The following is a 23,914-nucleotide window of genomic DNA, read 5'->3' on the forward strand; positions in this document are numbered from 1 at the left end:
CTGTATCGTTTACACACGTACGGCCTGCAACTCCTGATACGCCTGGACCAGCTTGTTGCGAATCTGCATCATCAATTTGAAGGCGATGTCGGCTTTCTGTACGGCCGTCAGCACCTCGGCGGTCGTCACATCCTCGCCTGCCGCCATGCGCTCCACGGCGGCATCCGCCTCTTGCTGAAGGGCATTCGCCTCACGCACGGACTGCAGGAGAATGTCCTTGAAGCCCTCGGCGCCGCCGCCCGGCTTCGCCTGCAACCCCGCCGCCGGGGGCGCAATCCCCGTAGGTCGCATCGGTCCAATCGCGTTCATCAGGCCAGGATCCTCAACGTCTGCTGGGCCATGTCCTTCGTCACCTCGATCGCCCCAAGATTCGCTTCGTAGGCCCGGGCGGCCTCCAGGGCGTCGGTAAACTCGGTCATGATGTTGATGTCCGGATAAGCCACATACCCTTTCCACGGCCCCTCGCGGATGGCGTCCGGATGCCCCGGCTCGTACTTATAGCGCGGCTGGACTTCCGTGTCCGCCTTGACCGCGGCTACGCGCACTCCCGCCGCGCCGTGGGCGCCGACGCCGGGATCCGCTTGGAAGACCACGTATCGGGGCTGGTAAGGTTGAGGCTCTCCCGCCTCGTTGTGCGTCGTCGTCACGTTCGCGATGTTGCCGGCGATCGCCGTCATCCGGGTACGCTGCGCCACCAAGGCGCTGGTACTGATATCAAGGGCCGAGAACATGAAGCCGCTCCCTTATCGCCGCGTCCGATCTTGCCCGGCCTACGCCGATTCGTTCCCGATCGCGCGCCTTTGCCGAGCGAACAGTCTTTACACCTTTTCGCCAATCGCCGTCAAGAGTAAACGAAACTGACTGTTCATCACCGCCAAGGCCGCGTTGTGCTGCATTTGGTTCTTTACCAACTCGCTCACTTGGTGCTCGACGGTGACGTTGTTTCCATCGTGACGGAGCAGCGTCTTGGTCTGATCGGCCCAGCGTTCGGAGGCGGGGGCCTGCTCTCGCGCGGCGTCCAAATACCGGGCGTCGCCGGGAGACAAGGCGGCGGGCCGATGCCGCGCCTCGATCTGTTTTCGCAGCTCCGCTTGGAAGGCCCCTACCGGCAGGTCTCGTGCCGTGTACCCCGGCGTGTCGATATTCGCCAAGTTCCCGGCTAATACCGTATGGCGAGCTTGAGCGAATGCAACGACTTGTTCCAAGATGGGAATCGTGGTCGATTCGAACAATTTCGAAATCATGCTCAAGTTCCCGCCTTAGCCGGGTCGAAAATCGTTCCACTCGTCGGGACATTCCGGACCGTGATTTTTCCCTCTCCGATCGACGAACGCTCCGCCCATCGCTCGCGGAGCCCGCGTGTTGCAATCCCCGTTCCCAACACGTTCGGCCGGCTCGGCATGTCCTCGCAACGCATGCCGAACCTCTTCCGAATTCAGACCTTGCGTCACCGTGAACCACGCGTTCGATCGGCCTGCTCAACCTCCGCTTCGCAGGCGAACCGGCACTTCTCGCCGAAACGAACGGCGACTTCTGCCGCATCCTCTTCACCGTCTCCGCCGATTGGGAGCCGGCCTATTTCCGAAAGGCCGGTCTCGTGTCTTCACGTAGCGAAGCCGCCTTCAACCCGCTTTCCGAAACTCTTTCGTCCGTGGAGCATAGCCGTATTGCCGCAGCCGATCCGTCAAGGTACGGACGCCGATTCCCAGTGCCTTCGCCGCCTTGGAACGATGGCCGCCGAATTGCTCCAGGGTCCTCTCGATCAATTGCCGTTCCATCTCCGGGATGGTCGTTCCCACCGGAATTTCGGGCAAGGGACCAGGCCGCGACTGCGACTCCGCCGGCAACCACTTCCGCAATCGGTCCGCGGAGATGCGAGGCGTATTCTCCAAAACGCAGAGGCGCGTGACCAGATTTTCCAATTCTCGCACGTTGCCCGGCCAATCATGCTCCGCCAGAACCTCCAGAGCGGATCGCTCGATCTCGGGAACCTCTCGCCCTAAGCGCTCTTGGCAGCGCGAGCGGAAGTGCGCGATCAATTCCGGAAGGTCTTCTTTTCGCTCGCGCAAGGGCGGCACTTCGATCGGCAAGACTGCGAGCCGATAGTAGAGGTCCGCGCGGAACGCCCCCTCCGCCGCCTCGCGTTTCAAGTCGCGATTCGTCGCGGCAATCACCCGGACGTCCACGCAACGCGTTTCACTCGATCCCACCCGTTCGAATGTCTTTTCCTGCAACACGCGAAGCAATTTCGCTTGCAGCGGCAAACCGATTTCCGTCACTTCATCCAACAGGAGCGTGCCCCCGTCGGCCGTTTCGAATCGGCCCGCACGAGCGGAATCCGCACCGGTGTAGGCGCCCCGTTCATGGCCGAACAGTTCGCTCTCCATCAAATGCGGGGCCAAAGCCGGACAATTGACACTGACGAACGGCCCGTAGCGACGTGGTCCGGCGGCGTGGATCCACTTGGCGACCAGCTCCTTTCCGGTCCCGCTCTCCCCGGTAATGAGGACGGTTTCGCTTGTTGCGGCTACCTGCTCGATCTTGGCCCGCAGCTCGATCATCGGCCGACTATTTCCGATCATCACCGGCGGTTCGACAAGGGCGACGGACTTGCCGTCGTGCTTGGTGACGCCGTCTTGCAACAACCGGGCATGGCGCACGGCTTCCGCCGTCAGCCTTTCCAGTTGTTCCAAATCGAACGGTTTCTCGATGTAGTCGAAGGCCCCCATTCGCATCGCCGCCACGGCCGACGACACACTGGCATAGGCGGTGACCATGATGATCCGTGCGCGAAGGCGGCGGCGCTCGAGATGCTTGATCAACTCCAAACCGGACATGCCCGGCATCTTCAGGTCCGTGATGATGCAATCGTAATCCGCCTTGTCGAGGGCTTGCAGCGCTTCGGCGCCGCTGGAACATTCTCCCACAAAGTATCCGCACCTGCGGAGCACGTCGGCGACCGATGCCCGAGCGGCCGCATGATCGTCCACGACCAAGACCGCTCCTCGACCGGAAGCCTCCGCCGCCAGCGCTTGTTTGCGTTTCATGGCTGCCGAACTTTCCTCATCGTTGATCCCTAGCCGATGACGGCCTATTCCTGCTTATCAATCACCGTGGCGCCTTGCTCGTAGGCAAACCGGATCTTACGCCGCACTGCGCTCCGTCGACGGCCGCCCAGCGCCTTGCGAGCCGCCGCCGTCGCAGGCAAAGCCGTGGTTGGGAAAGAGCAGCGTGAAACGCGCTCCTCCCGTGGGACGGTTCGCCACGTCCACCTCCCCGCCGTGAAGCTCCACGATCCGACTCACGATGGCCAACCCCAAACCGGTGCCGCCGTTCTTGGTCGTGTAAAACGGCTCGAATGCCCGGCGCAGAGCCTCTTCTTGCAATCCCGGTCCGGAGTCTTCGGCTTCAATACACCATGTCTCTTCGTTCTTCACCGCTCGCAGTACAAAACGCCCGCCTTGCGGCATGGCATCCAAGGCATTCAAGACCAGATTAAACACGGCGCGGCGCAACATCTCGCGGTCGACTTTGACGACGAACTCGCCCCCCGTTTGCACGATCATTTCCACTCCCTGCGCCGCCGCCTGCGGTTGCAACGCGCCCACGACCGATCTCAGAATCTCGCCGATCGACACCCGCTCCCGGCAGGGTTCTCGCTCCGCCGTGAATTGCAAGAGATCCGTGACCGTGCTTTCCGCGGCGCGATGCGAGGTCTCGATGCACTCCAAGATTTCCAAGCCTTGCGTATCCCCTTCCAAATGCCGCCGCAAGAGGCTGACGTAGAGTGCGACGGGCACCAAACTGTTCCGCAGTTCGTGAGCGATATGGGCGGCCATGCGGCCCAGGTCGGCCAGGCGATCCTTTTGGGCCAACTGACGATTCTTGCGCTCCAATTCATCCGTCAGGCGCTTGACCTCGGCGCGGAGCGCCTCGTGCGTCTTTTCCAACCGCACCGTCGCCGCCTGCCAGGCCTGCAAGACGGCCCCCAATCCGTCCTCGGCCGAGGGCAAGACCCAATCCGCGGCAGGGTTCGCCGCCGGGGTCGCTTCAGCCGCGATTCGCAGCGGGGTTTCGTCATCCATATTTCCAACCTTCCCGAAGCATCGATCGACTCTCGATACTCCCTGCAATCCGCACTTCCCGACGAACCGCACCGGGTGATCAGCCCTCCCACAAGGCGTCGGCGTCTTGGCCGGCACTTTCTTGCCGAGCGTACGCCTTTCTCGCCTCCGCGGCGTCCTGTACCTCTTGCAAGCGACGGCCGACCTCTTCTCTTCTAGCGATCATCCGTTGTTCGCAATGCCGCTCGATCTCCAGAATCTCCGCCAGGAGCCGTCGGCAGTCCTGCAACCTGCCCGCCGTCTCTCGACGCAAGTCTTCGCAACGCCACAACCGGGCCTCGGGCGACTCCTGACGATAAGGGGCCAACTCCGCCTCCAGTCTTTGGATTTCCTGCAAGTAACGCTGTTTCCAGGCGAGCAGCTCCAACAACCCCTCGATGTCGCCCGCGTCCACCAGCTCCACTTGCCTGCGACAGACGCCCAACAACTCCGCAAGGCAAGACTGCTTCCCGCGAACCAGTTCCGCCAAGCGGTCCGCGGAGTTCCAGCTTTCGATGACAATTCCAGGGGTTGGAGGCATCGCGTCCATCATCCGCACGAAAAGGTGGTTCATTTTCGCGTTCGAAATGAGAGCCGACGAAATCCCGCCCCGCCGCCGTCGGCGTATTTATTGCAAAGTCTTTTCCAAGCGTTGAAAACGCGCGATCCAGCCGGCGTTATCCAACACCGTGGCGGCCGCAAAATCCGTATCTCTCGGTAATCGCTGGAGCACGATCTTGGCCTGCTCCAAGGCGATCCGCGATTCCCCTTCCCGCCCCATGGCTTGATAGCAACGCACGATTTGGGCATACGCCTCCAAGACCTCGGGTCGGGATTGGAAGCGGTTGAGCACGGCATGATAGGCCTCCAGGGCCTCCGTGAAGCGTCCCAGCCGATAGCACACGTCCCCCAAGCCGAAATAGGCGTTTCGCAACAGGACCAACTCCTGGTTCAGCAGTTGCCGCTGATTCGCGCGGTCGTTCATCGCCTCGCGGACGGCTTCAAAATGGAACTTGGCCGCCAGGAGACGGTTCTGCGCATCGCGGCGAAGGGGAAGCCGTGCTTCGTCCGCCGTCGAGGCGGTGTCCGAAGACAATCCCAACGCCTGGACGGCCGTCCGACGAAAGATCTCGGCCAATTCGTAGCGGGCCTGCGCCGTCTGTTCGTCTTGCGGATAGCGCGTCACGGCTTCCTCCAGGCGCGGCACGGCCTCCGCATCCTTGTTTTGCTCGTAGTAGAGGTGTCCCAACGCAAAAAGGGACGCTCGCCACTCCCGGCTACTCGGCGCCAACTCGCCGTTCAGGTTTTGCAGCAGGACGCTCTCCGCCTGCGCATAGTCCGCCTTTTCCTGGTAAGCGAGCGCGGCCAGCAATCTGGCCTCGTACGAGGCGGCGTCCTTGGCGTGGAACTCGATGCACTCATTGAGCACCAAGAGGGCCTCGTCCAGCCGGCCCATGGCCAGCAGGCATTCGCCCAGCCGCAGCAGGGCCACCGAGTTCCGTTTCTTGGCCTCATTCCGCAGATACTCTCGCAGCACCCGTGATGCCCGGCTGAAGGACCATCCGGCCAAATAACTGTCGGCCGCGTCCCATAAATCGTCGGGGTAAGCCTTGGTCGCCGCCCGCGTCCTTGCCAATCGCGTAAATTCGTCACCCGCCGATCGGAAGTGCCGCCTCGCCTCCTTGAGCAACCCCTCCACCTTGCCCGCCGGCTGCCCCTCGCCTTGCCTGACCAATTGTCGCGCCCAATCGCGGTGAATTTGGGCGCGAAAGGCGTGAATCTCACTGGCGGCGAAGACCGGGGACATGGACTCCGTAAGACTCAAGGATGCGGCGAATTCTCCCTGCCCCAAATACTGGCGGAGAGCCGCCGCAGTCTCGTCCCGAACTTCATTCAAGGAGACCCAGCGGTTCACGAAGGCGTCCGCGTCGGAAATCCCGCCCAGCACGCCGCGCAGGCCTTCCACCGTTTGTTCGACGCGTCCCAGTCGCCGATTCAATTGGGCCATGCGGAATCGAGCCGCCCAGGCCTCCGGACGGCCGGCAAAGCGAATCCAAGTCTTCTCGTACCCGCTCAATGCGTCGTCGAAATCCCCGGACAACTCGGCACTCCGCGAACGCAGATACGAGGCCTGAGCGAGGAGAGCATCGTCAGCCAAAGCCTGCTTTTCCACGCCGCCCAGAATCTCTTGTGCCTCCGCCATTTTTTCGCGGTATTGCGTCTGCTTCTCGGCAGAGTCGAGCGGTTCGAGCAACTCCGCCGTCAAGAGCGCGACCTGAGCGCGCAACAGGCCGCTTTCCGCGGTCTGTGCCGCCGTGGGACTCAAGCGACGCAGCGCCTCGTCCGCCTCCTCCGGGCGCCGCATCTCGAGCAGGATTCTGGCCCGCTGGCGATAGGCCGCGTTACGGCTCTCGACCGTCAACCGGGGGATTTCCAAGAACTGACCGTTGCTCCGCAACGCCTCCTCCAGATTCGGTTGTCGATCCAGCAAGAAGGACTCGGCCAGCAGCCACAAGACCCGCGGTTGGTACGCGGGATCGAGTCGAGCCGCCTCGCGAAGCTCATTGCGACTTTCGCTGAACCGATTGGAGAAGTGCAGGCTGCGTCCCAGCAGGAACCTGCCTTCGGCTTCCCAGCCCTTGGGAAACCCACTCGTCGCCGCGGCGGAGAGATAAGCGGCACTCAGAGCATATTCGCGGTTCTGTTCGTTACCGCTGATGCGATCTCCTTCCTTGGAGTGCCAGACACCCAAGGCGAACATGGCCGCCCCATATGCCGCGTCGTCGGGATTACCGGAATCGAGGACCTTGGACGCCGACGCTTTTGCCCCGGCGTAATCTTCGGTCGCCAGTGCCTGCAAGATGCTCTCCGCCGTCACCGTCGGCTCTCGTGTCAGCAGCAAATAGGCGGTAACGCCCCCGGTAGCCAGCACCGAAACCGATCCCGCCAGGATGATCCAGCGCCACTTGCGCAGAGCACCCCTCACGACCGGCCCGGTCTTGGCCTCGCCGCCCGGCACGGCTTGAGGAACCTCTTGTTCCGGCTGTTGCTGCGTTTCCTCTTCAACCATGGTCGCCGCGAAATCCTTTCCTACGGCGCGCGATCCGAGCCTGGGACGAATTGGGGATCCCTCCCCTAGTCCGACGGAAATCCAACGGCTATCTACCGAATAGCGAGCGGAAATGTCAATGCGGTTTGACCGGGAAGAAGGCCGAGGACACGCAACCATGCGGGTCGCGTGGGCCGTCGAGAGTACCCGCCAAGGCTCAGAAGTAGCGTAACAACCTTGGTCACACCGGTTAGAAGCGGATTCCGTTCAACACGCGGCGAGCACCTTGCTGCGCCCCGGTCGGCCGGGCGCAACAACCCGTTCGGCGCGACGCGGCGAGCCGTGGCGGGCGCGAAGTCGAATTCCCTCGCGCCGAGCGTCTTGGCACCACTACACTTGGGCGATGCCCGCCGCTTGGCAAGCGAATCGGAGGCCGTCGGCGGCCGTCTTGCCGTAGAAGTCGCAACCCGCCTTTTCGGCCAGCAATTGGCTGGCCGCGGCCCCGCCGACCATCAGTGATAAGCCGTCGCGAAGCCCTGCCGCTCGGATCGCCTCCACCGTCGCCACAACCGAGGAATAGCACGTCGTCAGGAGCAGGCTCATCCCCACTACCGCCGGTCGATGTTCGCGCACGGCTTCCACGAATTTCTCCGGAGGGGCGTCCACGCCCAGATCCACCACCTTGAAGCCGGCCCCCCGCAACATCATGACGACGATGTCCTTGCCGATATCATGCACGTCATGCTGCACGGTCCCGATCACCGCGACGGCCTTGTGGGCCGTGCTCTCGGCGTCGCCCGGTCCCAATCGCGGCCCCAGCTCGGCCATGATGTTTTTCATCATCATGCCGCCGAACATCAAGTCGGGCAGAAAGCACTCTTCCCGACTGAAGCGGTTCCCCAATTCGATCATGCCGCGATTGCATTCGCTCAAGATCTCGCCCGCGGGAACGCCGGCCGCCAATTGCGTCCGCAACAATTCCATCACACGCGGCTCATCGCAGACCGCGATCGCCTCCGCCAAGCTGCTTTCCGCCATGAGAATTCCCCTCCGAAGAATAGGGCCCCCGACCCCTGATGATTCCCCTCATTCCGGATCGGCGGCCGCATGCCGGCCTCAAAACGACAGCAGTACTTGCCAGATATACATGTAACCCAGCGCGTCGATGTCCTGCCACACTCGCTTCACAAGCTCGCCGTCCCCCTGGATGGGCGGCAAGTCTTTGACCTTTTCCTCCCACGGAAAACACGTGCCCGGCGGACGCTTCAACACCGCAGTTTTGTCGGATTTTGAGATTTCGCCACCGTCCATCGCTCCCTCCTCTTAGGATCGTTTTCATGGTTCGCCCGGCGGAAAACTCGGCGACCTCTTCCGGGGCTTCCGGCATGGCCGATCCGCGCCGCGCGGCGACCTCCGCGTCCTCCCCGATTCCGCCGCGGCATGGCGCCATGCCGCGGTCGCACGTTTCAATAGACTCCGTATTCGCGTGCCGCCTCGGTCAGGGCGCGGAGATTTTCCACCTTCGTGTCGTTTTGCATGATGGCCCCCGCATCCAGGATGTAGCCGCCGTCCCGCGCCACGCCGTCCAGCACCTTCTTGCAATACGCCCGAACGTCGTCCGGCGTTCCGAATGCCAGCAGGTCGTTGGGAATGCCGCCGCTGATGCAGAACTTGTGTCCCACTTCGCGGTGCACCTCGAAGATGTCCCCGCGATCCACGTGGTACACGATGCTAAGATCCGGCAGTTGCGCGATGTACTTCAGATTCGGGTTCCACTCGCCCTCGGCGTAGAACAGAACCTGATGTCCCTTCGCCCAAAGGGCCTCGATGATCTCTTTCAGCGACGGCCAGTAGAATCGCTCGAATTGTTGCGGCGAAAGGAAGGGGACGCAGCCGCGATGCATCCACAAGCCGATCGGCACGTTCTTATCCGGGTCGGCGCCGGATAAGGCCACGTGAAACAGGTGCGGCGTCAACGCTTCGCAAGCCTTGAGGACCTTGTCGGGCTGCCGGTACATATCCATGCACAAGCCCCGGTAGCCGCGAAGCTTATCAGCGATGATGTCGAACGGGGCCTTGAGGATTCCGGAGATCGCCGACACCGTGCCGCATTCCCTACGAAGTCGCGCGACTTGGCCGCCCAACGCCCCGAAATAATCCATCATCGCCATCCCGCCGAGCAAGAACGACATGTTGTTCCGGAAGGTGTTGGGCCGTCCCTCCGGCACCACATCTCGCGACACCCGCGGAAGCCAGACGTTCAGCAGGAATCCCGTCGGATCTTCGATCAGGGCGTCGTACTCGTCGGGCCGCATCCACGCGTTATCATCCGGCGGCTCGAGGTATTGGAAGGGAACATTCGGGGGGATATCCACGCCGGGCACGCTGTAGTAGCGCAGGTTGACGGCCTGCACCAAACCCGTCCACACGTAAACCATGTTGGCCACCACGGCGTCCCAATCGAAATCTCGGGCACATTGCAGCGCCGCATCTAGGGCCTTACGGTAGTCGTGGGTCACTTCCTGGATGGTGTACCCCGCGTACACCGCCGTGAATTCAGCGACGAAGGGCCGAATCGGCACCATATCGGGCTTCTGCTTCCGCATGGCCGCCACGTAACGCTTCAGCCGCTGCTGATACCGCTCCTCGATCGCATGAGTATCGGCCGCCATCGCATTCCCCTCGCAAGCATGAAGTCCCCCAACACCACATGATCCCGCGGTTCCCCTCTCGGACACGCCCGCCGCCGGACGGAATTGCATCCGCCCGGCGCCAGGTTGCCCTAGTATGGTGTTTGCGAGTGCGGCGTGTCAACGACCCGGAAACCATGAACCGAGTGCCCAACCGGCCGACCTGACGTACTAGTGAACCGTCACCGGTGCAATTGACGCGCCGGTCGAAAAATGGGACCTCTTGTCCATTGGGGCCCTCTTCCGCCCGCTCCCTCGCGCCAAGCCTGAGAAGCCGAATTACTCGGGAATGTCGAACGAGAATTCATTGGTGCCGGAAGCCTGGACCTCGCATTCGAACGGCGTGTCCTGCCACGAGTTGTATCTCGGCGGCAGGAGCGGTTTCGGAGCCGAGGCATAGGGGTCGGCGGCGGCCTGCTGGGCCTGAAGCTGATCGTAGTCCTGGCCTTCGGGCGTCACCGGGGCCTGAATCTTGGAGACGAGCACCTTATATTTACCCGCCATCGCCCCCTCCGCAATGGCGTTCCCGTCGCCGAAGCTCTTCACCACCGCCACTCCGGAGATGTCGGTCTTGCCCTGCCCTCCTCTTCCATTGGGATCCAAGGGGTGAAGCCGCACATCCGCACCCGGCAAAGGCTGGCCCTTTTGCGTGATCGTGATCTTGACGGGATAGGTCTTGAACGTGACCTTCGGTTCCTTGGAACAACCCAAAACGACCAGGCCGACCGCCAACACCGCACACACAACGCTCGATTTCATGGCATCCCTCCTAAACCAGCGATCTGAAAACCACCCGTCCACGGACGCAAATCCGTTGACGCCGAATACCCTGTCAGTATACTAAAGTTCGTCGGGAAAATGAGACAGCTTGTCTTGCATCTCAGAATTGCTCCGATCGAAATCATTCGCGAGTCGTTCCGAAGCCTCAGGCGGGCTTCCGGTGGTTGGGTGGTGTTTTTTTCTTTATCAGAATTGGAGGTGTCGCTATGAGAAAGCGTAGACCTAGGCAAGCGGGGTTCACCCTCGTGGAACTTCTTGTGGTGATTGCCATCATCGGCATCTTGATCGCTTTGTTGCTCCCTGCCGTTCAAGCCGCCCGGGAAGCCGCCCGCCGATCGCAATGCACCAACAACCTCAAACAGATCGGTTTGGCGCTGCACAACTTTCACGATACGTACAACCGCTTTCCGGCCGCCAACTTCGATCCCTTGTTGGCCCAGCCCGCCAATTCCGGAAATTATCCCAACCAGGCTCATCGTTGGGGCTGGAGCGTATTGATTCTGCCGTACATGGAACAAAAACCAATGTACGACGACCTGTATCAAAACTACATTGGGAAGGTCGACGGCAATAACAACTCCTACAGTCCGTGGTACGGTTTTGTGTATACCCGCACCTGGATGAGCGCGTATGTATGCCCGTCGGACGGCCGTGCCCGGCAGGTGCCGCCGCAAAACAACGGTATGACCCCCATCAGCTACAAATGCAATCGCGGCGATCAATGGTTGAATTGGGATTGGCATGAATCTCGCGGCACGTTCGGTCGCGGCGACAAAGTCTTGGTCGACTTCTCGACGGTTCGGGACGGCGCCAGCAACACGATGGCAATTTCAGAGGCGATCGTGGGTGTCCAAAACAGTCGTCAAGTAGGAGAGGCGCTGGCCCGGGATGTGGGAGCCTACAACAGTGCTCCGCCGTCCTTGTGCCTCCAGCAGGTGGGGGCGAATCGACAGTTTACCGGCAACATCCAAGGGCCGGGCTGGCTGATCGGATGGCGCTGGACCGACGGAAGAAATCCCTACACGTTTTTCTATCCCATGCTGCCGCCCAACGGGCCGAGTTGCGGCAATGACGGCGAGAACTGGGCTATTGTGACGGCGAGCAGCCGTCACCCGGGTGGAGTCAATGTCTGCTTCCTGGATGGGTCCGTACGGTTTGTCAGCGAGACGATTGATGCGGGCGATCCCACCCGGACCGCAACCGCCCCGCCACCCGGCTTCCCACCGCTGGGAAACACGAGCCGACCGCAAGACTACTCCGGACCGTCGCTCTACGGCATTTGGGGCGCGCTGGGCAGCGCCAACGGCCAAGAGTCAGTGCAACTTCCGTAGCCGTCTGATTCGTACTGTTCAGAAAAACTATGTGAGGGAAAGGGTTGCTCCCTGCACGCAGGGACAACCCTTTTTTCGTTCTTGCCACACGTTGCAATGGAGCCGATCGGCCGAGCGAGCCGAAGTGACAAGCCCAGTGATTCGGACCTGCCGTTCCTTCACAACGACGATCTTCTCGGTGGTGCGCAAACTTTCTCCGTGGCATGGCGAACGATAACGACGCTGCAAGGGACCGGTGAGTTTGGTCGATTCCAGTTTCTCCCCCTTGGTCTCGGCACGGCTCCGTTCCCTATTCGCCCGCGGCCACCGGGGCCCTTCCGCATTCGCCCACGGCCATCGGGTCCCTTCCGCCCGTCTGCGAAGATACGGCTCCCATTGACCGCTCCCAACTTCATCGGTATGTTTGAGGAATCGGTGGCGGCGACGGCTTTAGGGGCTAGTTTGCCGCGTGTGCTTGTAGGGTACTGCGAAGTGCCGACACGTCAATTATTTCCCTGGGATTTCCTCGGGGCGTAGCTCAGCCTGGCTAGAGCGCTTGGTTCGGGACCAAGAGGTCGCTGGTTCAAATCCAGTCGCCCCGACTGAAGAAATGCAAGTCGTGTCTTTTCCTAGATTTCGGAATGCCTTTCCATTCTGGAGAGTGTGGGGCGAAGGTCCGTGATTTCGTGGTAAGCCTACCACGAAACCTTGTCAAGGAGTTGAATTGCGGGACTTCGAAGAATTAGATCCCGCGGTATCTTATTCATCCTGCCTCCAGCCAAGCACGTGTCCGCTTCACGGGGCGCGATTCCTGGTTCTCCTCCTACGGTTCGCCTGAAAGTAAACAGGCTTACGCCCGGTTTATGGGTCCGGCTCAGCGTCTAACAGGCGATCAGGACAGTCACGCCTTTTCAGGAATAGTGAGCGCGCGTCGCCAAGGAAGCGGTGGCTATACGACCGGTTCCCGACCATGACATTGGGCTGGTATCGCCCATCGTCTCGCCGGTAGGTGCCATGGAAAACCCTTCTTGAAGTACTGCTTAAGTCCTGGGAACGGTTCACGTCCACAAAGGAGGTGTCGACTCTGTAAATTTTGAGAGTTCGAGGCAACGCGGCGGACAACGGAAGCCGAAATAAGGACGGGAATAAAGGTGCCGGCGTGCAGCAAATCAATGAACTGACTCGCGTTAAGGTTTTTCCACCAGTTCCCCCCTGAAGTCCGATCCGCACGGACAGGAATCCCGAACGGTAAGGAAAGAGCTCGATTCCGAGGGTAGGTGTTTTAGCAGCCCGTTGAAGAACGCGGGTTTTTGTCGTGCGGTCAGGCGGTCAGGCTGCGGTTAGATAGTTCGCGATAGTGGACGAATCCGAGGGATCCCGGTCGGTCTGACGACCGCGTAGGAGGCCCGAAATGTGAATCCACACAAACCGCACAAGAAACACAAGGCCGTTCGCGGCCTGCATCCCTCGCGGCGTCCCGATCCCGAACAGCTTGCGCAGCACCAACCCCAAGTTCCGAGCCGCAGCCGCAATCAGGTAGCGCTTCTGCACCTTCTGGAGCCCTCGCAGCCAACTGCGCCGGCTACCGCCCGTGTCGCAAAGGTGGGCAAAGCTCCTCTCTACCCGCTCGCTTCGCAAACGCTGCAACCGTCGGCTCCGCGCCCGACGGGTCCGCCGCCGGTTGTTCCAGAACGCCCGGCGTGCCTCTGCCGACACCTTCTTCCACCTCCGTTTCCCCCGTGCCTGGCGCTCCGGAATGTACGTCCGCAGCCCCAACCGGTCGGCCGGCTCGAGCGTTTCGGTCGCGTGATACCCCTTGTCCGCTACCACCTCCTCGATCTGGACATCGATCTCGGCCTCGGACAAATGCGTTTGGGCCTCCATCACGCTGTCGACCATGGTCTCGGCGTCCCCTTCGTCGGCCCGGCGGATCGAGGCCGCCAGCACCACCTCCGTCTCCACATCCACCACGTGCTCCGCCTTGTACGCCAAGTGCGTCCGCCCATCCTTCATCTTCGCAATCCGGCTGTCCGGATCGGTCGCCGACACCCACTCCCCGTTCGGCACCCGTTTGTCTTCCCGCTTCCGATCAAACCGCCGCAGGTCTTCCTCCGTAGGATTCGCGACACCTTCCTGTTCTTGCAACAACCGCCGCAGATACTTCTTCCAATCCTCGCCCGTGTCGCGTCGGACGATCGACTTCATCGCCGCGTTCGCCTCCAGCGTGGTCGCATCCACCGCCACCGTCTTGCCCCGCAACAGGCCCTTCTCCGCGACCACCCGCAGCACCCACTGAAACACGTCGACGTGCAGCTCCAGCGGCAACCGGTCACGCACCCGCGTCAGGCTCGAATGGTCCGGTGTCGCCTCCGCCGGCGAGATGCCCAGAAACGCCCGCAACGAAAGACTGTCCCCGCACCGCCAGGCAATCCCCCGCTGCGAGCCGATCCCCTCGAAGTAACCCACCAGCAGCATCCGAAAATAGACTCCCGGCGGAATCGAGGGCCGGCCCAGGCTGTGGTGGTAGTACGGGCGGCACTTTTCCTCGATCCAGCGGTCGAACCCTGCCTCGTCGAGGATTTGATTGAGCCTCCGGTAGAAGACGTGTCCTTCGGACTTGGGCAGGTCGGTGGTGGCCACCCACAGCTCCTGCTGATGATCTCGCCGCTTTCCCAACGCCATCGTCCTGACCTCCTGCATCGCACGATGGCGATAGGATATTCTTGTCCACAAGCTTTTTCAACGGGCTGTTAGCAACGGACTCGCCAGAACGCCTCGTGATAATGCGCGCCCGCAACGCCTCGGCTAACGATCCTAGACCTAAGTTTCCCCAACGTCCCCTTGCGCAACAGCTGGGCAAAGGTCGCATACACGATCATCGCCGCCCCAAGGTTGGCATCTTCCCCGTTGCTCCGCGTGTTTTCCGCTCGTTCATTCCCTATCGTGTCTTGCCCCAAGTCCTACCCGGCCTCCCCCCAACTGCTCGATCATCTGTTCGAGAATCCTCTTGAGCATCGTCCGGAAACGGTCTTCTACCAAGAGGATTTTCAAAGTGGGACTAATTCCAGCTAGGGGACCTTACCTGCCGAGGAGGTTCCGATCAGGCCACAGAGGTCTGCGGCCCCTCGCAATTCGGGCGGGCAGGTCTCCATGTCGGGACGTCGCACGATGGCCCGCGGCAGCAACGTCCCCCAGAAGACATTCACGGGATAGTCGTTGCGTCCCTTGCCGCGGAGGCATGGAGCAATTGCCCATCAGGAATCGCGGCCAAGCCCTCTCGGATTGCGCTGACGGAGGTGCTGTCCTCCAGCAAGCTCCGGGAAAAGGGCTTGCGAATGGCGACCAATACCAGGGCGTTCCTTTCCGCAGCAGGGCGATATGGGACGGACGAAACAGCCTCGTTTTCGCTTCGTACCTAATGCTCGCATGACTTGCGACCTCGTCGAGAAATCGCGAACAATTCCCCCGGAATCATGAAATACCCCCAAAAAACCACGCCCCGTGCGGGGAATGTCGTTTTCACACTCACAGCAGACGAAACTTGACAACTCACGCCGCTGCGCAAAAACTTGCGTTGTCGGCATGCCGCCTAAGAGGCCAGCATTGCGACTGCATCGTCTGGACAACCGGGACACGGCACCATGACCTCTACACTGGCGACAAGGCGATCCTCCTCCCCGCCTTGGAAGTGACAAAGAACTCGGTCGCCTTTTTCTAGTAAACCCAATTTGACGCGAGCGATGAATTATTTCACGGCCCGGACTTGAGCGACGGCGTGGCGGCTCATCCGGACGCCTGCGCGGACGCCGGCGGTTCGAGCCGCATCCTTGACTGGCCAAGTCCAACCCCAATACGGTCTCGGAACCGGCGAGCGGAATCCCGATGATAGCACTTGCCACCAACTGCCAGCAGTACAACGCCTATCGGATCGCTGAGCAAATGGCAACCAAACTCGAGATCCCGGTCGATCCACAATGGTCCGTAAAACCCGAACGTCTCAAGAACGCCATCAACTCGCTGCTGTGGAATCAGGCCGAAGGTTGCTATGGATTTTTGATCGGGTCGTTCGGGACGTGCGACTCGCAAAAAGGTCTCGGCTCGTCCTACGCTTTGCTCTTTGGAGCGGCCGACGCCGGGCGGTCCGAGTCGGTCCTCGCTCATAACTACTTCACGCCAGCCGGTGTGCCTTGCAGATGGCCAAATCTCCCGCGGTACGAACTTCCGGACAGGAGATCGTTCGGCCAGCACATCGGAACGGTTTGGCTGCAAATTCAAGCGTCTTGGTCAGAGGCCGCCGCTCGGGCCGGTGGGGCCGAGATGTTTGGACATGAGTTTTTCAATCCGGCGGCCCACGGCGTGTGGAACAAACAGTTCGTGGAGATCTACCACCCGTTCACCGGGATGCCGTATGGAGGGTTCCAGGAGAACCTTTGACAGGGCATCATCCTCTGGCAGCCGACCTCACGGCAAACCTGGGCCGCGACGGCCTATCTCCGCATGGTATTGCTGGGGCTCGCGGGGTGCCGTTCGATACGGGCGGCGTTCGTTTCGAACCCTGCGTCCCAGAGGGGATTTCATCGATCGGCCTGAAAAACGTCCGATGCCGTAATGCTATTTGCGATGTGGCGATCCATGGAACGAGAACCAAGGTCACGCACTGCCCGGTGAACGGGAAGAGCGCCGATGAACCTATGATCCCCGCCGGAGCGACGGGATGCCAGGCGTTCGCGATAACGGTCGCTCGCTGAACAACGGCCGCGGCACTCGTCGCAACATTCGGCGCCGGCTTGGCGACTAGGTGCACAGTTCGGGGAGGTGGCTTGGAGCGTCTCTTTGAGCGAGGCGGTTTTTCTGGCCCGGCGGCCCAATGAACCAGGCGATTCCGGGGACGTGGTTCGGGCCGCCGCGGCTCGGAAAGCAATCAAGCTGAATGCCGGGGACGACGCACAGCAACCGATGGCCGAGGCGGGCCTATCCCTCCCGGCATTTTCCCGGTCCGTTCATCTGTTTGCCTTGTTGACCGAATGCGGGACGTGCTCCGCAGACCGGTTGGCCTATCAGCTTCGGCTTCTTAAGATGCTACATGCCGCGTCGGCTGAGCGCGTCCCGGGGAGAAAGGCAATGCTTTTCTGGATTGACGTCCGAGGCCGAGCTCTTGTTCGCGTTGGCACCGGCCGCGGCCGCATGGACGCCGAACACTGATCCCGCAGAGATCGTTGAGCCGCTAAGGGCTGCACCACTTCCATCAGAGATTGCCGCGGGATTCCTCGCGGCGGTTCAAGCAAACGATGCTTAGTCGGTGCAGGAACAGTGGCTTCGCTTGGATTAGGCGGCTCAGCGGTTCCTCGCGGGTCAGTAGGTCCCGATCATCTCGATGACGAAAGGCTGGAACGCGTCTGGAAAACCCGACGGTATATCCATGGAGGATGCGCAACTTACTCAAAACAGTACGCCGGTCGAAAGCAGGGCGACGTGCCCCCAGCGAGATAGGTCGCCACGTCGCCGGCCCCAGGGGTTCGGTAGCCGGCCCGTCCCGCGCTTGGATCTCGGCAAGGGCCATCTCGATTGTGCAGGTTGTCCACAACACGGGCAAGGTAGCACGGCCCGAATCGATAGTCAGACTTCTTAAACCCGTGTTCTACCCGGGGCACAGCGGTGATGAGGAACGCGACGCGGTTCGCTTAAACTCATCGACTGTCGGTCGCCCGCCTTGACGCGGCCCCGTGGAACCTCCGATGGTTGCAGGTCAAGTCGACTCCCCGTCCCCCCCCTGTGGCCGCGTTCGCCTTTTGCGAGTGACTCCATGAGTGAACGTCGGACGCTGCTTTGGCGAGGCTAGGTAGGTCACAGTCATCGAATGAGGCCGAAGCGCCCAACTGGTCCCCGGCCTTGTCGATGCGGGCGAATGTCGTGTTGTAAAAGTAGCCGATTTGACTGTTGTACAAGAACATGCCGGGCACGATGCAGCCGCATGTCAGTCGGTGCATCGGCTCGTCGGCCTCCGCCATCAGTCTCTTCGCAAAAGCGGCTCCCCACGCCGACGCGGCACCCATGGCGAGAGCATGCTAGATTCCATAGTTACCGTGCCGAAAAGACGCGGCGGACCGAAGAAAAATATGTCAATGTTGTGGCAGGGCTCTGCAGCCGTGTGACCTATCTACGAGGCGGGCGGCAACGATGTTGCTCTCTTTCTTACCTCATGAGCGCCCGGCCTCTGTCGGTCCGCCTCTCTAAAACGCATCATGAGCGCCCCTAACAACTCCGGCTGATTCTCCTTCACCTCACACACATAGTCGCACCCCACCGCGTGCAATGCCTCTAACAACAGCCGCTGGGCACCCAAAGCACCCCTCCTCAAAAGCTGCACATAATGATCAGCCGTCCATGACTCTCCGAGATGCTTTTGTAAACACCTCACCTCATTCTTTTTCTTCCTCTTCATCACCCACTGACTCATCGTCAGCTTCATCATCTGCCCGACTATATGCAATAACATCGGACTGGCACCATCTTTATCACTCCACTTACGACACACCTTCCCATCCACCGCCGCCATGTAGACCTCTTCACCTCCCGGAGGGTTGTTCCGCAATAACTCCTGTAAGTATTTCTGGAAGTTTCCACTCGCAAACCTGGCAAGGCCCGGGAAATCGTCATGTCACACGGCGGATGCTCACGGGTAAAGCCCCAGCGCTCTTTCTATTCCCGCCGGTGTCCAGTCTCCGAACGGGCCAAGGCCGGCATCTCTGGGATCCGACCCAGTAACCCTAGAAACACCAGAGTCAAGATCGCGCCGAAGGGATGGTGCACCCCACGTTGTTTCCGCGGGTCAGGCACCTGAGCAGACATCGCCGTGGCCTGCCGCAATCCATCCCCCACCATGGCATGGGCGTGCGTGAATCGATATGCAAAGTCAGGCCCGACAACCTCCGAAATCTTTCTCTTCTCACACTTCAACCCCGCCTATTCCCAACGCCTCCTGCCCCTCCGATTGGCGAGAGAAACGAGACTTTACACAAGAACACGTGACACGCAATCGAAATTGTTGACAACCGACTTGCGGATAGTTATGGTTACATCCTACAAGAGCCGGAAGGACTTTGCAGAGATCCTGCGAAGGTTTCTGGAGAAACACGAGAGTGAGGCTTGTTCGGGGCAGAATCGAAGGTTCTTGCAATGAAACGTGCCCGTACGACGGGAAAGCAGCTAGAGTGTAATGCTTCGCCGCGAGGGGAGGCGGTGTTGCCATTGTTAGGCATCGCCCTTTCGAGCTAGTACCTCCCGCCAGTGGACGCCGCCAAGCGGACGCGTCCCGGGCCGCCGCCTCCCATCGAGCCCCGGTGCTGGACGCGGGCGGTGATCCGCGAACGCCTGAGGAGGCCTAGGCCGCTAGCCCAACCATTCGGATTCCGCTGTGGCAGGGCTGAACCACAGGAGCCAAGGAGAAGCTGGATATCGTGGTGGCGGAGGAAGCCGCATGAGCAATTCCCGGCATCCTTGGTTGGATATAGCCCACCTCGCGCTGACGGCCGAGGGGACACGGTCCTTCCCACCCGCTACCCTACCCTATTCTTATCTGTTTCCGGCGACTGTTGAGTGCCTACCCCGAAACACCCCCACAAATTATCGACCCAAGAGACTCTACTTAAACCCCAAATCAAGACACAAGCCTCAGAAGATCTGTCTCCACGTGATTGCTGCAACCAATCGACAATTTCCGAAAGAAGTCGCCGCTCAGCGATTTCGTGAGTGCCTTTTTCATCGGCTCGTTGTCGGTGTTTTCCAGCCTCCCCTCTTGCGTGAGGGAATTGATGCTTTAGGCTCTCTGATCGACTATCTCTTCGACCGAATCAACCGGAATTGCGCCAAGCAAGCGGCATGGGTGCACAAGACTCTTTCTGCGGACGCGAGGAAGCTGCTAGCCCTGCATCTTTGGCCAGGCGATATCCGTGAACCATCGAAAACTCCGGCATTGCAAATTGGCCTACCGGCGAAGTCGTTCACACCAAGGAAATTCGTCAAGCCATGTCCCCGGTTGAGAAGGACGCCTTGGTTGCCGATTCAATCCCTACCCAACGGTCGGGCGACCTCAAACCAAGGGCGGGGCGACGACTTGAATCTCGCTGAGCTCGTCGCAGAGAGTGATCGTTATCACTTGATTCGCGAGTACGACAAGGTCGCCGGACAACATTCGGCAACGTGCAGGCTTGTGGGGCTACCGAATTGTCAGACTCTTGGTGCCAAATGAACGAATTCTGGGTACAATCGCGACGGCACCGGCTGTGCAATTAGAGACAACCTTGACCGCCAGTTTATCAAGGAGTGTGTGTAATGCAAGCTTTCGATCCATCCAAATTCACCGCCCCGGCAGCCAGACCCCTGCCTGTAATTCTCCTGCTCGACGTCAGCGGAAGCATGTCCGGTCCAAAACTCCAGAACCTTAACGACGCAGTGAAGGACATGCTAAGCACATTTTGCGATGCCGAGAACGGCGAGACCGAAATCCATGTTGCCATCATCACCTTTGGTTCAGAGGTGAAACTGCATCAGCCATTGACCAGTTCCAGTAAAATTTCTTGGCATGATTTGTCAGCATCAGGCGGCACACCCCTCGGTACCGCGTTGAAGATGGCCAAAGCTATGATTGAGGACAAGAGTGTGATTCCCTCCCGGGCTTACCGCCCGACTGTGGTTTTGGTTTCGGACGGTCGTCCAAACGATGATTGGCGGCAACCGCTGGAGGATTTCATCAAGGACGGCCGTTCTGCCAAGTGCGACCGCATGGCAATGGCCATCGGCGCAGATGCGGACGAGGGCGTTCTTGGCAAGTTCATCGAGGGAACGCAGAACCGCCTCTTCTATGCCGAGAACGCCAAACAACTGCGGGAGTTCTTCACGTTCGTCACCATGTCCGTAACGATCCGAACGCAGTCGAAAGACAAGAATGTTGTGCCAGATCCAAGCGCCATCGAGGTAAAGCCTGCCACGATTGAAGCAAGGGCAGAGAGGTCGCAGAAGCCGTCGCCGACAAAGCGATCCGACGATCCGGTTTCCGATAAAGAATCTGAAGGAGGGTATTGGTGATGTTCGACGCAAGCAAATTCACGGCACCGAAGGCAAAGCCGTTGCCGGTGTTCCTGTTGCTCGATGTCAGCGGCTCAATGAATGAAATCGTTGACCCTGAGAACGCCCGCAGAACCGGGCAAACACTGGAGAGCGATGGCAAAACATGGGAGCTGGTCGAAGGCGGAACCTCGAAGATACAGATCCTGAACGAGGCTGTCAAAGAAATGATCGAATCGTTTGCAGCCGAGGAAAGGAGTGAGACCGAGTTTCTGATCTCCATTATCATCTTTGGCGACAGCGCAACGCAACACCTGCCGCCGACTCCCGCGTCGTCTGTAAAATGGACGGACATGACGGCGGGAGGATGCACCGCGATGGGTGCGGCATTCTCAGTGGCCAAGGCGATGATTGAGGACAAGCAGGTTGTGCCATCCCGCGCTTACAGGCCCACCGTTGTCCTGGTCTCGGACGGGGAGCCGACGGACGACTGGAGTCGCCCGCTGGAGTCGCTGATTGCCGAGGGGCGTTCCTCCAAGTGCTTCTTTATGGCGATGGGTATCGGCGAGAATCCCGGCCTGCCGGTTCTTGAACGCTTCATCTCGAAGACGCCCATGTTGGCAGAAGTCAATGGAACCGCGATCCGAAATACCGTCTTCCGTGCAACGGAGGCGGACACGATCCATGAGTTCTTCCGCAAGGTCACGATGTCGGTGACGGTCCGCAGCAAGTCGAGCAATCCCAACGCCGTGCCGACATCCGCGAAGGCAAATGCAGACGAAGGGGGGTACTGGTAATGCCACAGGCAGTCGGAGACCCAGATGAACTGGAACGCTTTGCGCGTGCCTTGCAACAGTTCGTTGACTCACTCAACGATGCCGTTGGAAGCCTCGATGGTGCTTTCGCGGCGCTTGGAGACACCTGGCAAGACGAGAAACGGGCGCGGTTCGAGGAGGAATACCATGCGCTCGTCCAGCAATTGAAACAGTTTGATGCCAACGCTTCGGAACAGATTCGGTATCTGGCCGCGCTTGCGGCGCGTTTGCGCGACTATCTGCAATCCTAAAGGTACGACGATGGCGCAAGTTTCCATAGGGCAAGTCGACAACCTGGAGGACCTCATACGCGGACTGGAGTCCGTTCGCGAGGCCCTCGAGACCGCTTGCCGTGAGGAAGTCGCAGCGGCGGAAAGCCGATGCACTGCGGCACGGGAGGAGACGCAAAACAGTGAGAGCATGTTAGAGCAGGCCGAGGAGTCAGAACGGGCAGCACATCAAGTACTGTTTACAGCCCAACAGGAATTTACATCAGCTGAAGGTGTCCTGGCTGCCGCTGAATCCGCATTGTCGTCCTGCCAAGCGCAACCGCCAGATGAAAAGGGCAACGGGCCTGACTGCTCTGGCGAGGAGGCTGCTGTCGAAGCGGCGCAGGCTGCCCTAGATGCCGCGCAAGAAGTCGTAGCGGAGGCGCAATTGGCATACGAAAAGGCCACCGAGGACCGACAGCGCATGGAGGTACGTGTTGAGCGCACTAGGCAGGCATTGTCGTTATCGGAGCAAACGTTCGAACGTATTCATCAGGAATGCAGGTTGCGAATGCAAGAGGTGGACACCTTAATTTATGTCGGAAAGGCACGGCTTGCAACTGCGCAGCGCGCCTTGTACGCCTATCTCGCAACCAATCCACCTGCTGCCCGTTTCTACGAGTGGGTACGTTGGACCCCCGAACCTGGGAAACCGATAACGCCGGATGTCATTCGTGACCGCTTGAACCTCTCCCGCGAAGAGCAGCGGTTGCTGCATGAATACCTCCGCGACCGCAATCCCAGTTACCGCAGTATGGTCGACAAGTTTCGCGGCGAATGGGTAGCCGCCAATGGGGATGTCGAGCGAAACATTGTGAGCCGAAACGTTCGCATCCACATGAGTGGCGAGTTTGCGGAGCAACTGGCTCGGCATGCATTAGCCCCCCTGGGCGGGAAAATCGAGACGCAAGGCCGGACTGTGGTTGGTGATGACGGCAGATACACTAAGACGGACTTGATCGTGACCGACTTGCGCGTTCCAGTCGTCCTCGGTCGCGGTGAAGGCATGGGCGCACCGGTTGGCGGGTCACTGGCCTTTGAAGTGAAGTGCGGCAAAGCGGACTACCTCTATGCCCAAAAGGATCACATGCTCTTTCAGGCAGAGGGCCATAAGCAAGCGGATGCTCATTGCACGCTCTGCTCGCGCGACATTCATGACCTGCCGCCTGAAAAGGAAAAGGAACTGCGCGATGCCTTGCGTGCCGCTGGGTCACCCCTGGTCGGTATGATGCCCGCGAAGAACGATATTGACCACGCATGCCTCGCATTCATACAGCCTGACAAGGAACGTGATCTGCCATGAAGATACGACTTGCGGTAGTCCCGCCCGATGATCTGGCCGACGTCATGCGACTAACAGACGATCTTCGCATCGCCGTCAACGCGGGGGATATGGACGGTGTGGATACTGCCACCCAGAAGCTAATGGCGTCGACAACCAAGATGCGCTCGGCAGACATCGGTGAGGATGAATGGCGTAGATTTCTGGCCGACATCAGGGCGCACAACCCGGCGTTTCAATCCGACTACCTCATTCCCGGAGACTTGTGCAGCCGGTATCTCCCTGACGCAACGACGGACACGATGGTACTCCAAATTCCTTTTACTGAGCGGGAAAGCAATGATGTTTGACGATGCATTCGGGATGGTCGAGCTGTGTGCGGAAACGTTTCGCGGTGGTGTGCGCGACGCGTTTGGGGCATCCATCATCGCCGATGTGCTAGACCCGATCCGCAACCAAATCGGGCTACTCCGCTCCTTGCATGAAGACTTTGAAAGGGTCTCCACGAATGTTGAGCGGATATTGCAGGATGCGCGATCACTGATCCTTTAAG

Annotated in this window: 23 protein-coding genes and 1 tRNA gene; 10 read left to right on the forward strand and 14 right to left on the reverse strand. The window is 60.1% G+C overall.

What is annotated here, in order from left to right:
* Positions 1-9 precede the first annotated feature (9 nt).
* The 11 genes from fliE to ACZ5B4_RS08090 all read right to left on the reverse strand — a co-directional run bounded on the left by fliE (position 10) and on the right by ACZ5B4_RS08090 (position 10,601).
* Entirely contained in the window at positions 10-309 is a 300-nt protein-coding gene (gene fliE, locus ACZ5B4_RS08040) for a flagellar hook-basal body complex protein FliE (protein WP_464913918.1), read from the reverse strand.
* On the reverse strand, positions 309-731 hold the full coding sequence (flgC, locus tag ACZ5B4_RS08045; protein ID WP_464913919.1) for a flagellar basal body rod protein FlgC: 423 nt from the start codon (positions 729-731) through the stop codon (positions 309-311). The genes fliE and flgC overlap by 1 nt, the downstream gene beginning before the upstream one ends.
* 87 nt (positions 732-818) lie before the next feature.
* Entirely contained in the window at positions 819-1,244 is a 426-nt protein-coding gene (gene flgB, locus ACZ5B4_RS08050) for a flagellar basal body rod protein FlgB (protein WP_464913920.1), read from the reverse strand.
* 378 nt (positions 1,245-1,622) lie between these two features.
* Positions 1,623-3,047: a sigma-54-dependent transcriptional regulator gene (locus tag ACZ5B4_RS08055; protein ID WP_464913921.1), complete on the reverse strand. Its 1,425-nt coding sequence runs from the start codon at positions 3,045-3,047 to the stop codon at positions 1,623-1,625.
* A gap of 96 nt (positions 3,048-3,143) precedes the next feature.
* Positions 3,144-4,085 carry a sensor histidine kinase gene (locus tag ACZ5B4_RS08060; RefSeq protein WP_464913922.1) on the reverse strand — a complete coding sequence of 314 codons (942 nt, stop codon included), beginning with the start codon at positions 4,083-4,085 and terminating at the stop codon, positions 3,144-3,146.
* Positions 4,086-4,164: 79 nt separating this feature from the next.
* A complete protein-coding gene (locus ACZ5B4_RS08065) occupies positions 4,165-4,677 on the reverse strand; it encodes a hypothetical protein (RefSeq protein WP_464913923.1) in 513 nt (170 codons plus the stop codon).
* A 54-nt stretch (positions 4,678-4,731) separates the two neighbouring features.
* On the reverse strand, positions 4,732-7,173 hold the full coding sequence (locus ACZ5B4_RS08070) for a tetratricopeptide repeat protein (protein ID WP_464913924.1): 2,442 nt from the start codon (positions 7,171-7,173) through the stop codon (positions 4,732-4,734).
* Between the two features lie 369 nt (positions 7,174-7,542).
* A complete protein-coding gene (locus ACZ5B4_RS08075) occupies positions 7,543-8,190 on the reverse strand; it encodes a cobalamin B12-binding domain-containing protein (protein WP_464913925.1) in 648 nt (215 codons plus the stop codon).
* A gap of 78 nt (positions 8,191-8,268) precedes the next feature.
* Positions 8,269-8,424 (reverse strand): hypothetical protein, encoded by a 156-nt coding sequence (locus ACZ5B4_RS08080; protein ID WP_464913926.1) that lies wholly within the window; start codon positions 8,422-8,424, stop codon positions 8,269-8,271.
* Positions 8,425-8,618: 194 nt separating this feature from the next.
* Complete coding sequence (locus ACZ5B4_RS08085; protein WP_464913927.1) at positions 8,619-9,824, reverse strand: uroporphyrinogen decarboxylase family protein; 1,206 nt, start codon at positions 9,822-9,824, stop codon at positions 8,619-8,621.
* Between the two features lie 297 nt (positions 9,825-10,121).
* Positions 10,122-10,601 (reverse strand): hypothetical protein, encoded by a 480-nt coding sequence (locus ACZ5B4_RS08090; RefSeq protein ID WP_464913928.1) that lies wholly within the window; start codon positions 10,599-10,601, stop codon positions 10,122-10,124.
* 227 nt (positions 10,602-10,828) lie between these two features.
* Here ACZ5B4_RS08090 and ACZ5B4_RS08095 point away from each other — a divergent pair, with 227 nt between their 5' ends.
* Both ACZ5B4_RS08095 and ACZ5B4_RS08100 read left to right on the forward strand, forming a co-directional pair.
* The gene (locus ACZ5B4_RS08095; RefSeq protein ID WP_464913929.1) at positions 10,829-11,953 is read left to right on the forward strand and encodes a DUF1559 family PulG-like putative transporter; all 1,125 of its coding nucleotides are present in this window, start codon (positions 10,829-10,831) and stop codon (positions 11,951-11,953) included.
* Between the two features lie 506 nt (positions 11,954-12,459).
* Positions 12,460-12,534, forward strand: a tRNA-Pro gene (locus ACZ5B4_RS08100).
* A 727-nt stretch (positions 12,535-13,261) separates the two neighbouring features.
* Here ACZ5B4_RS08100 and ACZ5B4_RS08105 read toward each other — a convergent pair.
* Together ACZ5B4_RS08105 and ACZ5B4_RS08110 are read right to left on the reverse strand one after the other, a co-directional pair.
* Positions 13,262-14,614, reverse strand: a complete 1,353-nt coding sequence (locus ACZ5B4_RS08105; protein WP_464913930.1) for a transposase — start codon at positions 14,612-14,614, stop codon at positions 13,262-13,264.
* Between the two features lie 386 nt (positions 14,615-15,000).
* Positions 15,001-15,138, reverse strand: coding sequence for a hypothetical protein (locus ACZ5B4_RS08110; RefSeq protein ID WP_464913931.1), 138 nt, complete (start codon positions 15,136-15,138; stop codon positions 15,001-15,003).
* 676 nt (positions 15,139-15,814) lie between these two features.
* Between ACZ5B4_RS08110 and ACZ5B4_RS08115 the strand changes: the two genes are divergently transcribed.
* Positions 15,815-16,366, forward strand: coding sequence for an MGH1-like glycoside hydrolase domain-containing protein (locus tag ACZ5B4_RS08115; protein WP_464913932.1), 552 nt, complete (start codon positions 15,815-15,817; stop codon positions 16,364-16,366).
* 1,723 nt (positions 16,367-18,089) lie between these two features.
* On the opposite strand, the gene ACZ5B4_RS08120 is transcribed toward ACZ5B4_RS08115, so the two are convergent.
* Entirely contained in the window at positions 18,090-18,488 is a 399-nt protein-coding gene (locus ACZ5B4_RS08120; RefSeq protein WP_464913933.1) for a hypothetical protein, read from the reverse strand.
* Between the two features lie 921 nt (positions 18,489-19,409).
* Here ACZ5B4_RS08120 and ACZ5B4_RS08125 point away from each other — a divergent pair.
* From ACZ5B4_RS08125 to ACZ5B4_RS08155, 7 genes are all read left to right on the forward strand, one after another.
* Positions 19,410-20,180: a sigma 54-interacting transcriptional regulator gene (locus tag ACZ5B4_RS08125; RefSeq protein WP_464913934.1), complete on the forward strand. Its 771-nt coding sequence runs from the start codon at positions 19,410-19,412 to the stop codon at positions 20,178-20,180.
* A gap of 83 nt (positions 20,181-20,263) precedes the next feature.
* Positions 20,264-21,016: a vWA domain-containing protein gene (locus tag ACZ5B4_RS08130; RefSeq protein ID WP_464913935.1), complete on the forward strand. Its 753-nt coding sequence runs from the start codon at positions 20,264-20,266 to the stop codon at positions 21,014-21,016.
* Entirely contained in the window at positions 21,016-21,792 is a 777-nt protein-coding gene (locus ACZ5B4_RS08135; protein WP_464914006.1) for a vWA domain-containing protein, read from the forward strand. The genes ACZ5B4_RS08130 and ACZ5B4_RS08135 overlap by 1 nt, the downstream gene beginning before the upstream one ends.
* Positions 21,792-22,061: a WXG100 family type VII secretion target gene (locus ACZ5B4_RS08140; protein ID WP_464913936.1), complete on the forward strand. Its 270-nt coding sequence runs from the start codon at positions 21,792-21,794 to the stop codon at positions 22,059-22,061. The genes ACZ5B4_RS08135 and ACZ5B4_RS08140 overlap by 1 nt, the downstream gene beginning before the upstream one ends.
* Positions 22,062-22,230: 169 nt before the next feature.
* Complete coding sequence (locus ACZ5B4_RS08145; protein WP_464913937.1) at positions 22,231-23,382, forward strand: hypothetical protein; 1,152 nt, start codon at positions 22,231-22,233, stop codon at positions 23,380-23,382.
* The gene (locus ACZ5B4_RS08150) at positions 23,379-23,711 is read left to right on the forward strand and encodes a hypothetical protein (RefSeq protein ID WP_464913938.1); all 333 of its coding nucleotides are present in this window, start codon (positions 23,379-23,381) and stop codon (positions 23,709-23,711) included. The genes ACZ5B4_RS08145 and ACZ5B4_RS08150 overlap by 4 nt, the downstream gene beginning before the upstream one ends.
* The gene (locus ACZ5B4_RS08155; RefSeq protein WP_464913939.1) at positions 23,704-23,913 is read left to right on the forward strand and encodes a hypothetical protein; all 210 of its coding nucleotides are present in this window, start codon (positions 23,704-23,706) and stop codon (positions 23,911-23,913) included. Before ACZ5B4_RS08150 ends, ACZ5B4_RS08155 begins: the two co-directional genes overlap by 8 nt.
* Position 23,914: the final 1 nt, after the last annotated feature.

This window comes from Thermogutta hypogea (genome assembly GCF_055386265.1).

Bases quoted from the DNA above. Each gene is read 5' to 3' on its own strand.
- ACZ5B4_RS08065 (WP_464913923.1), bottom strand. From the start codon at position 4,677: ATGAACCACCTTTTCGTGCGGATGATGGACGCGATGCCTCCAACCCCT.
- ACZ5B4_RS08055 (WP_464913921.1), bottom strand. From the start codon at position 3,047: ATGAAACGCAAACAAGCGCTGGCGGCGGAGGCTTCCGGTCGAGGAGCG.
- ACZ5B4_RS08145 (WP_464913937.1), top strand. From the start codon at position 22,231: ATGTTAGAGCAGGCCGAGGAGTCAGAACGGGCAGCACATCAAGTACTG.
- ACZ5B4_RS08140 (WP_464913936.1), top strand. From the start codon at position 21,792: ATGCCACAGGCAGTCGGAGACCCAGATGAACTGGAACGCTTTGCGCGT.
- ACZ5B4_RS08095 (WP_464913929.1), top strand. From the start codon at position 10,829: ATGAGAAAGCGTAGACCTAGGCAAGCGGGGTTCACCCTCGTGGAACTT.
- ACZ5B4_RS08150 (WP_464913938.1), top strand. From the start codon at position 23,379: ATGAAGATACGACTTGCGGTAGTCCCGCCCGATGATCTGGCCGACGTC.
- ACZ5B4_RS08135 (WP_464914006.1), top strand. From the start codon at position 21,016: ATGTTCGACGCAAGCAAATTCACGGCACCGAAGGCAAAGCCGTTGCCG.
- ACZ5B4_RS08060 (WP_464913922.1), bottom strand. From the start codon at position 4,085: ATGGATGACGAAACCCCGCTGCGAATCGCGGCTGAAGCGACCCCGGCG.
- ACZ5B4_RS08130 (WP_464913935.1), top strand. From the start codon at position 20,264: ATGCAAGCTTTCGATCCATCCAAATTCACCGCCCCGGCAGCCAGACCC.
- flgC (WP_464913919.1), bottom strand. From the start codon at position 731: ATGTTCTCGGCCCTTGATATCAGTACCAGCGCCTTGGTGGCGCAGCGT.
- fliE (WP_464913918.1), bottom strand. From the start codon at position 309: ATGAACGCGATTGGACCGATGCGACCTACGGGGATTGCGCCCCCGGCG.
- ACZ5B4_RS08105 (WP_464913930.1), bottom strand. From the start codon at position 14,614: ATGGCGTTGGGAAAGCGGCGAGATCATCAGCAGGAGCTGTGGGTGGCC.
- ACZ5B4_RS08125 (WP_464913934.1), top strand. From the start codon at position 19,410: ATGAGCAATTCCCGGCATCCTTGGTTGGATATAGCCCACCTCGCGCTG.
- ACZ5B4_RS08075 (WP_464913925.1), bottom strand. From the start codon at position 8,190: ATGGCGGAAAGCAGCTTGGCGGAGGCGATCGCGGTCTGCGATGAGCCG.
- ACZ5B4_RS08085 (WP_464913927.1), bottom strand. From the start codon at position 9,824: ATGGCGGCCGATACTCATGCGATCGAGGAGCGGTATCAGCAGCGGCTG.
- ACZ5B4_RS08120 (WP_464913933.1), bottom strand. From the start codon at position 18,488: ATGGCGGCGGTGGATGGGAAGGTGTGTCGTAAGTGGAGTGATAAAGAT.
- ACZ5B4_RS08090 (WP_464913928.1), bottom strand. From the start codon at position 10,601: ATGAAATCGAGCGTTGTGTGTGCGGTGTTGGCGGTCGGCCTGGTCGTT.
- ACZ5B4_RS08070 (WP_464913924.1), bottom strand. From the start codon at position 7,173: ATGGTTGAAGAGGAAACGCAGCAACAGCCGGAACAAGAGGTTCCTCAA.
- flgB (WP_464913920.1), bottom strand. From the start codon at position 1,244: ATGATTTCGAAATTGTTCGAATCGACCACGATTCCCATCTTGGAACAA.
- ACZ5B4_RS08155 (WP_464913939.1), top strand. From the start codon at position 23,704: ATGTTTGACGATGCATTCGGGATGGTCGAGCTGTGTGCGGAAACGTTT.
- ACZ5B4_RS08115 (WP_464913932.1), top strand. From the start codon at position 15,815: ATGATAGCACTTGCCACCAACTGCCAGCAGTACAACGCCTATCGGATC.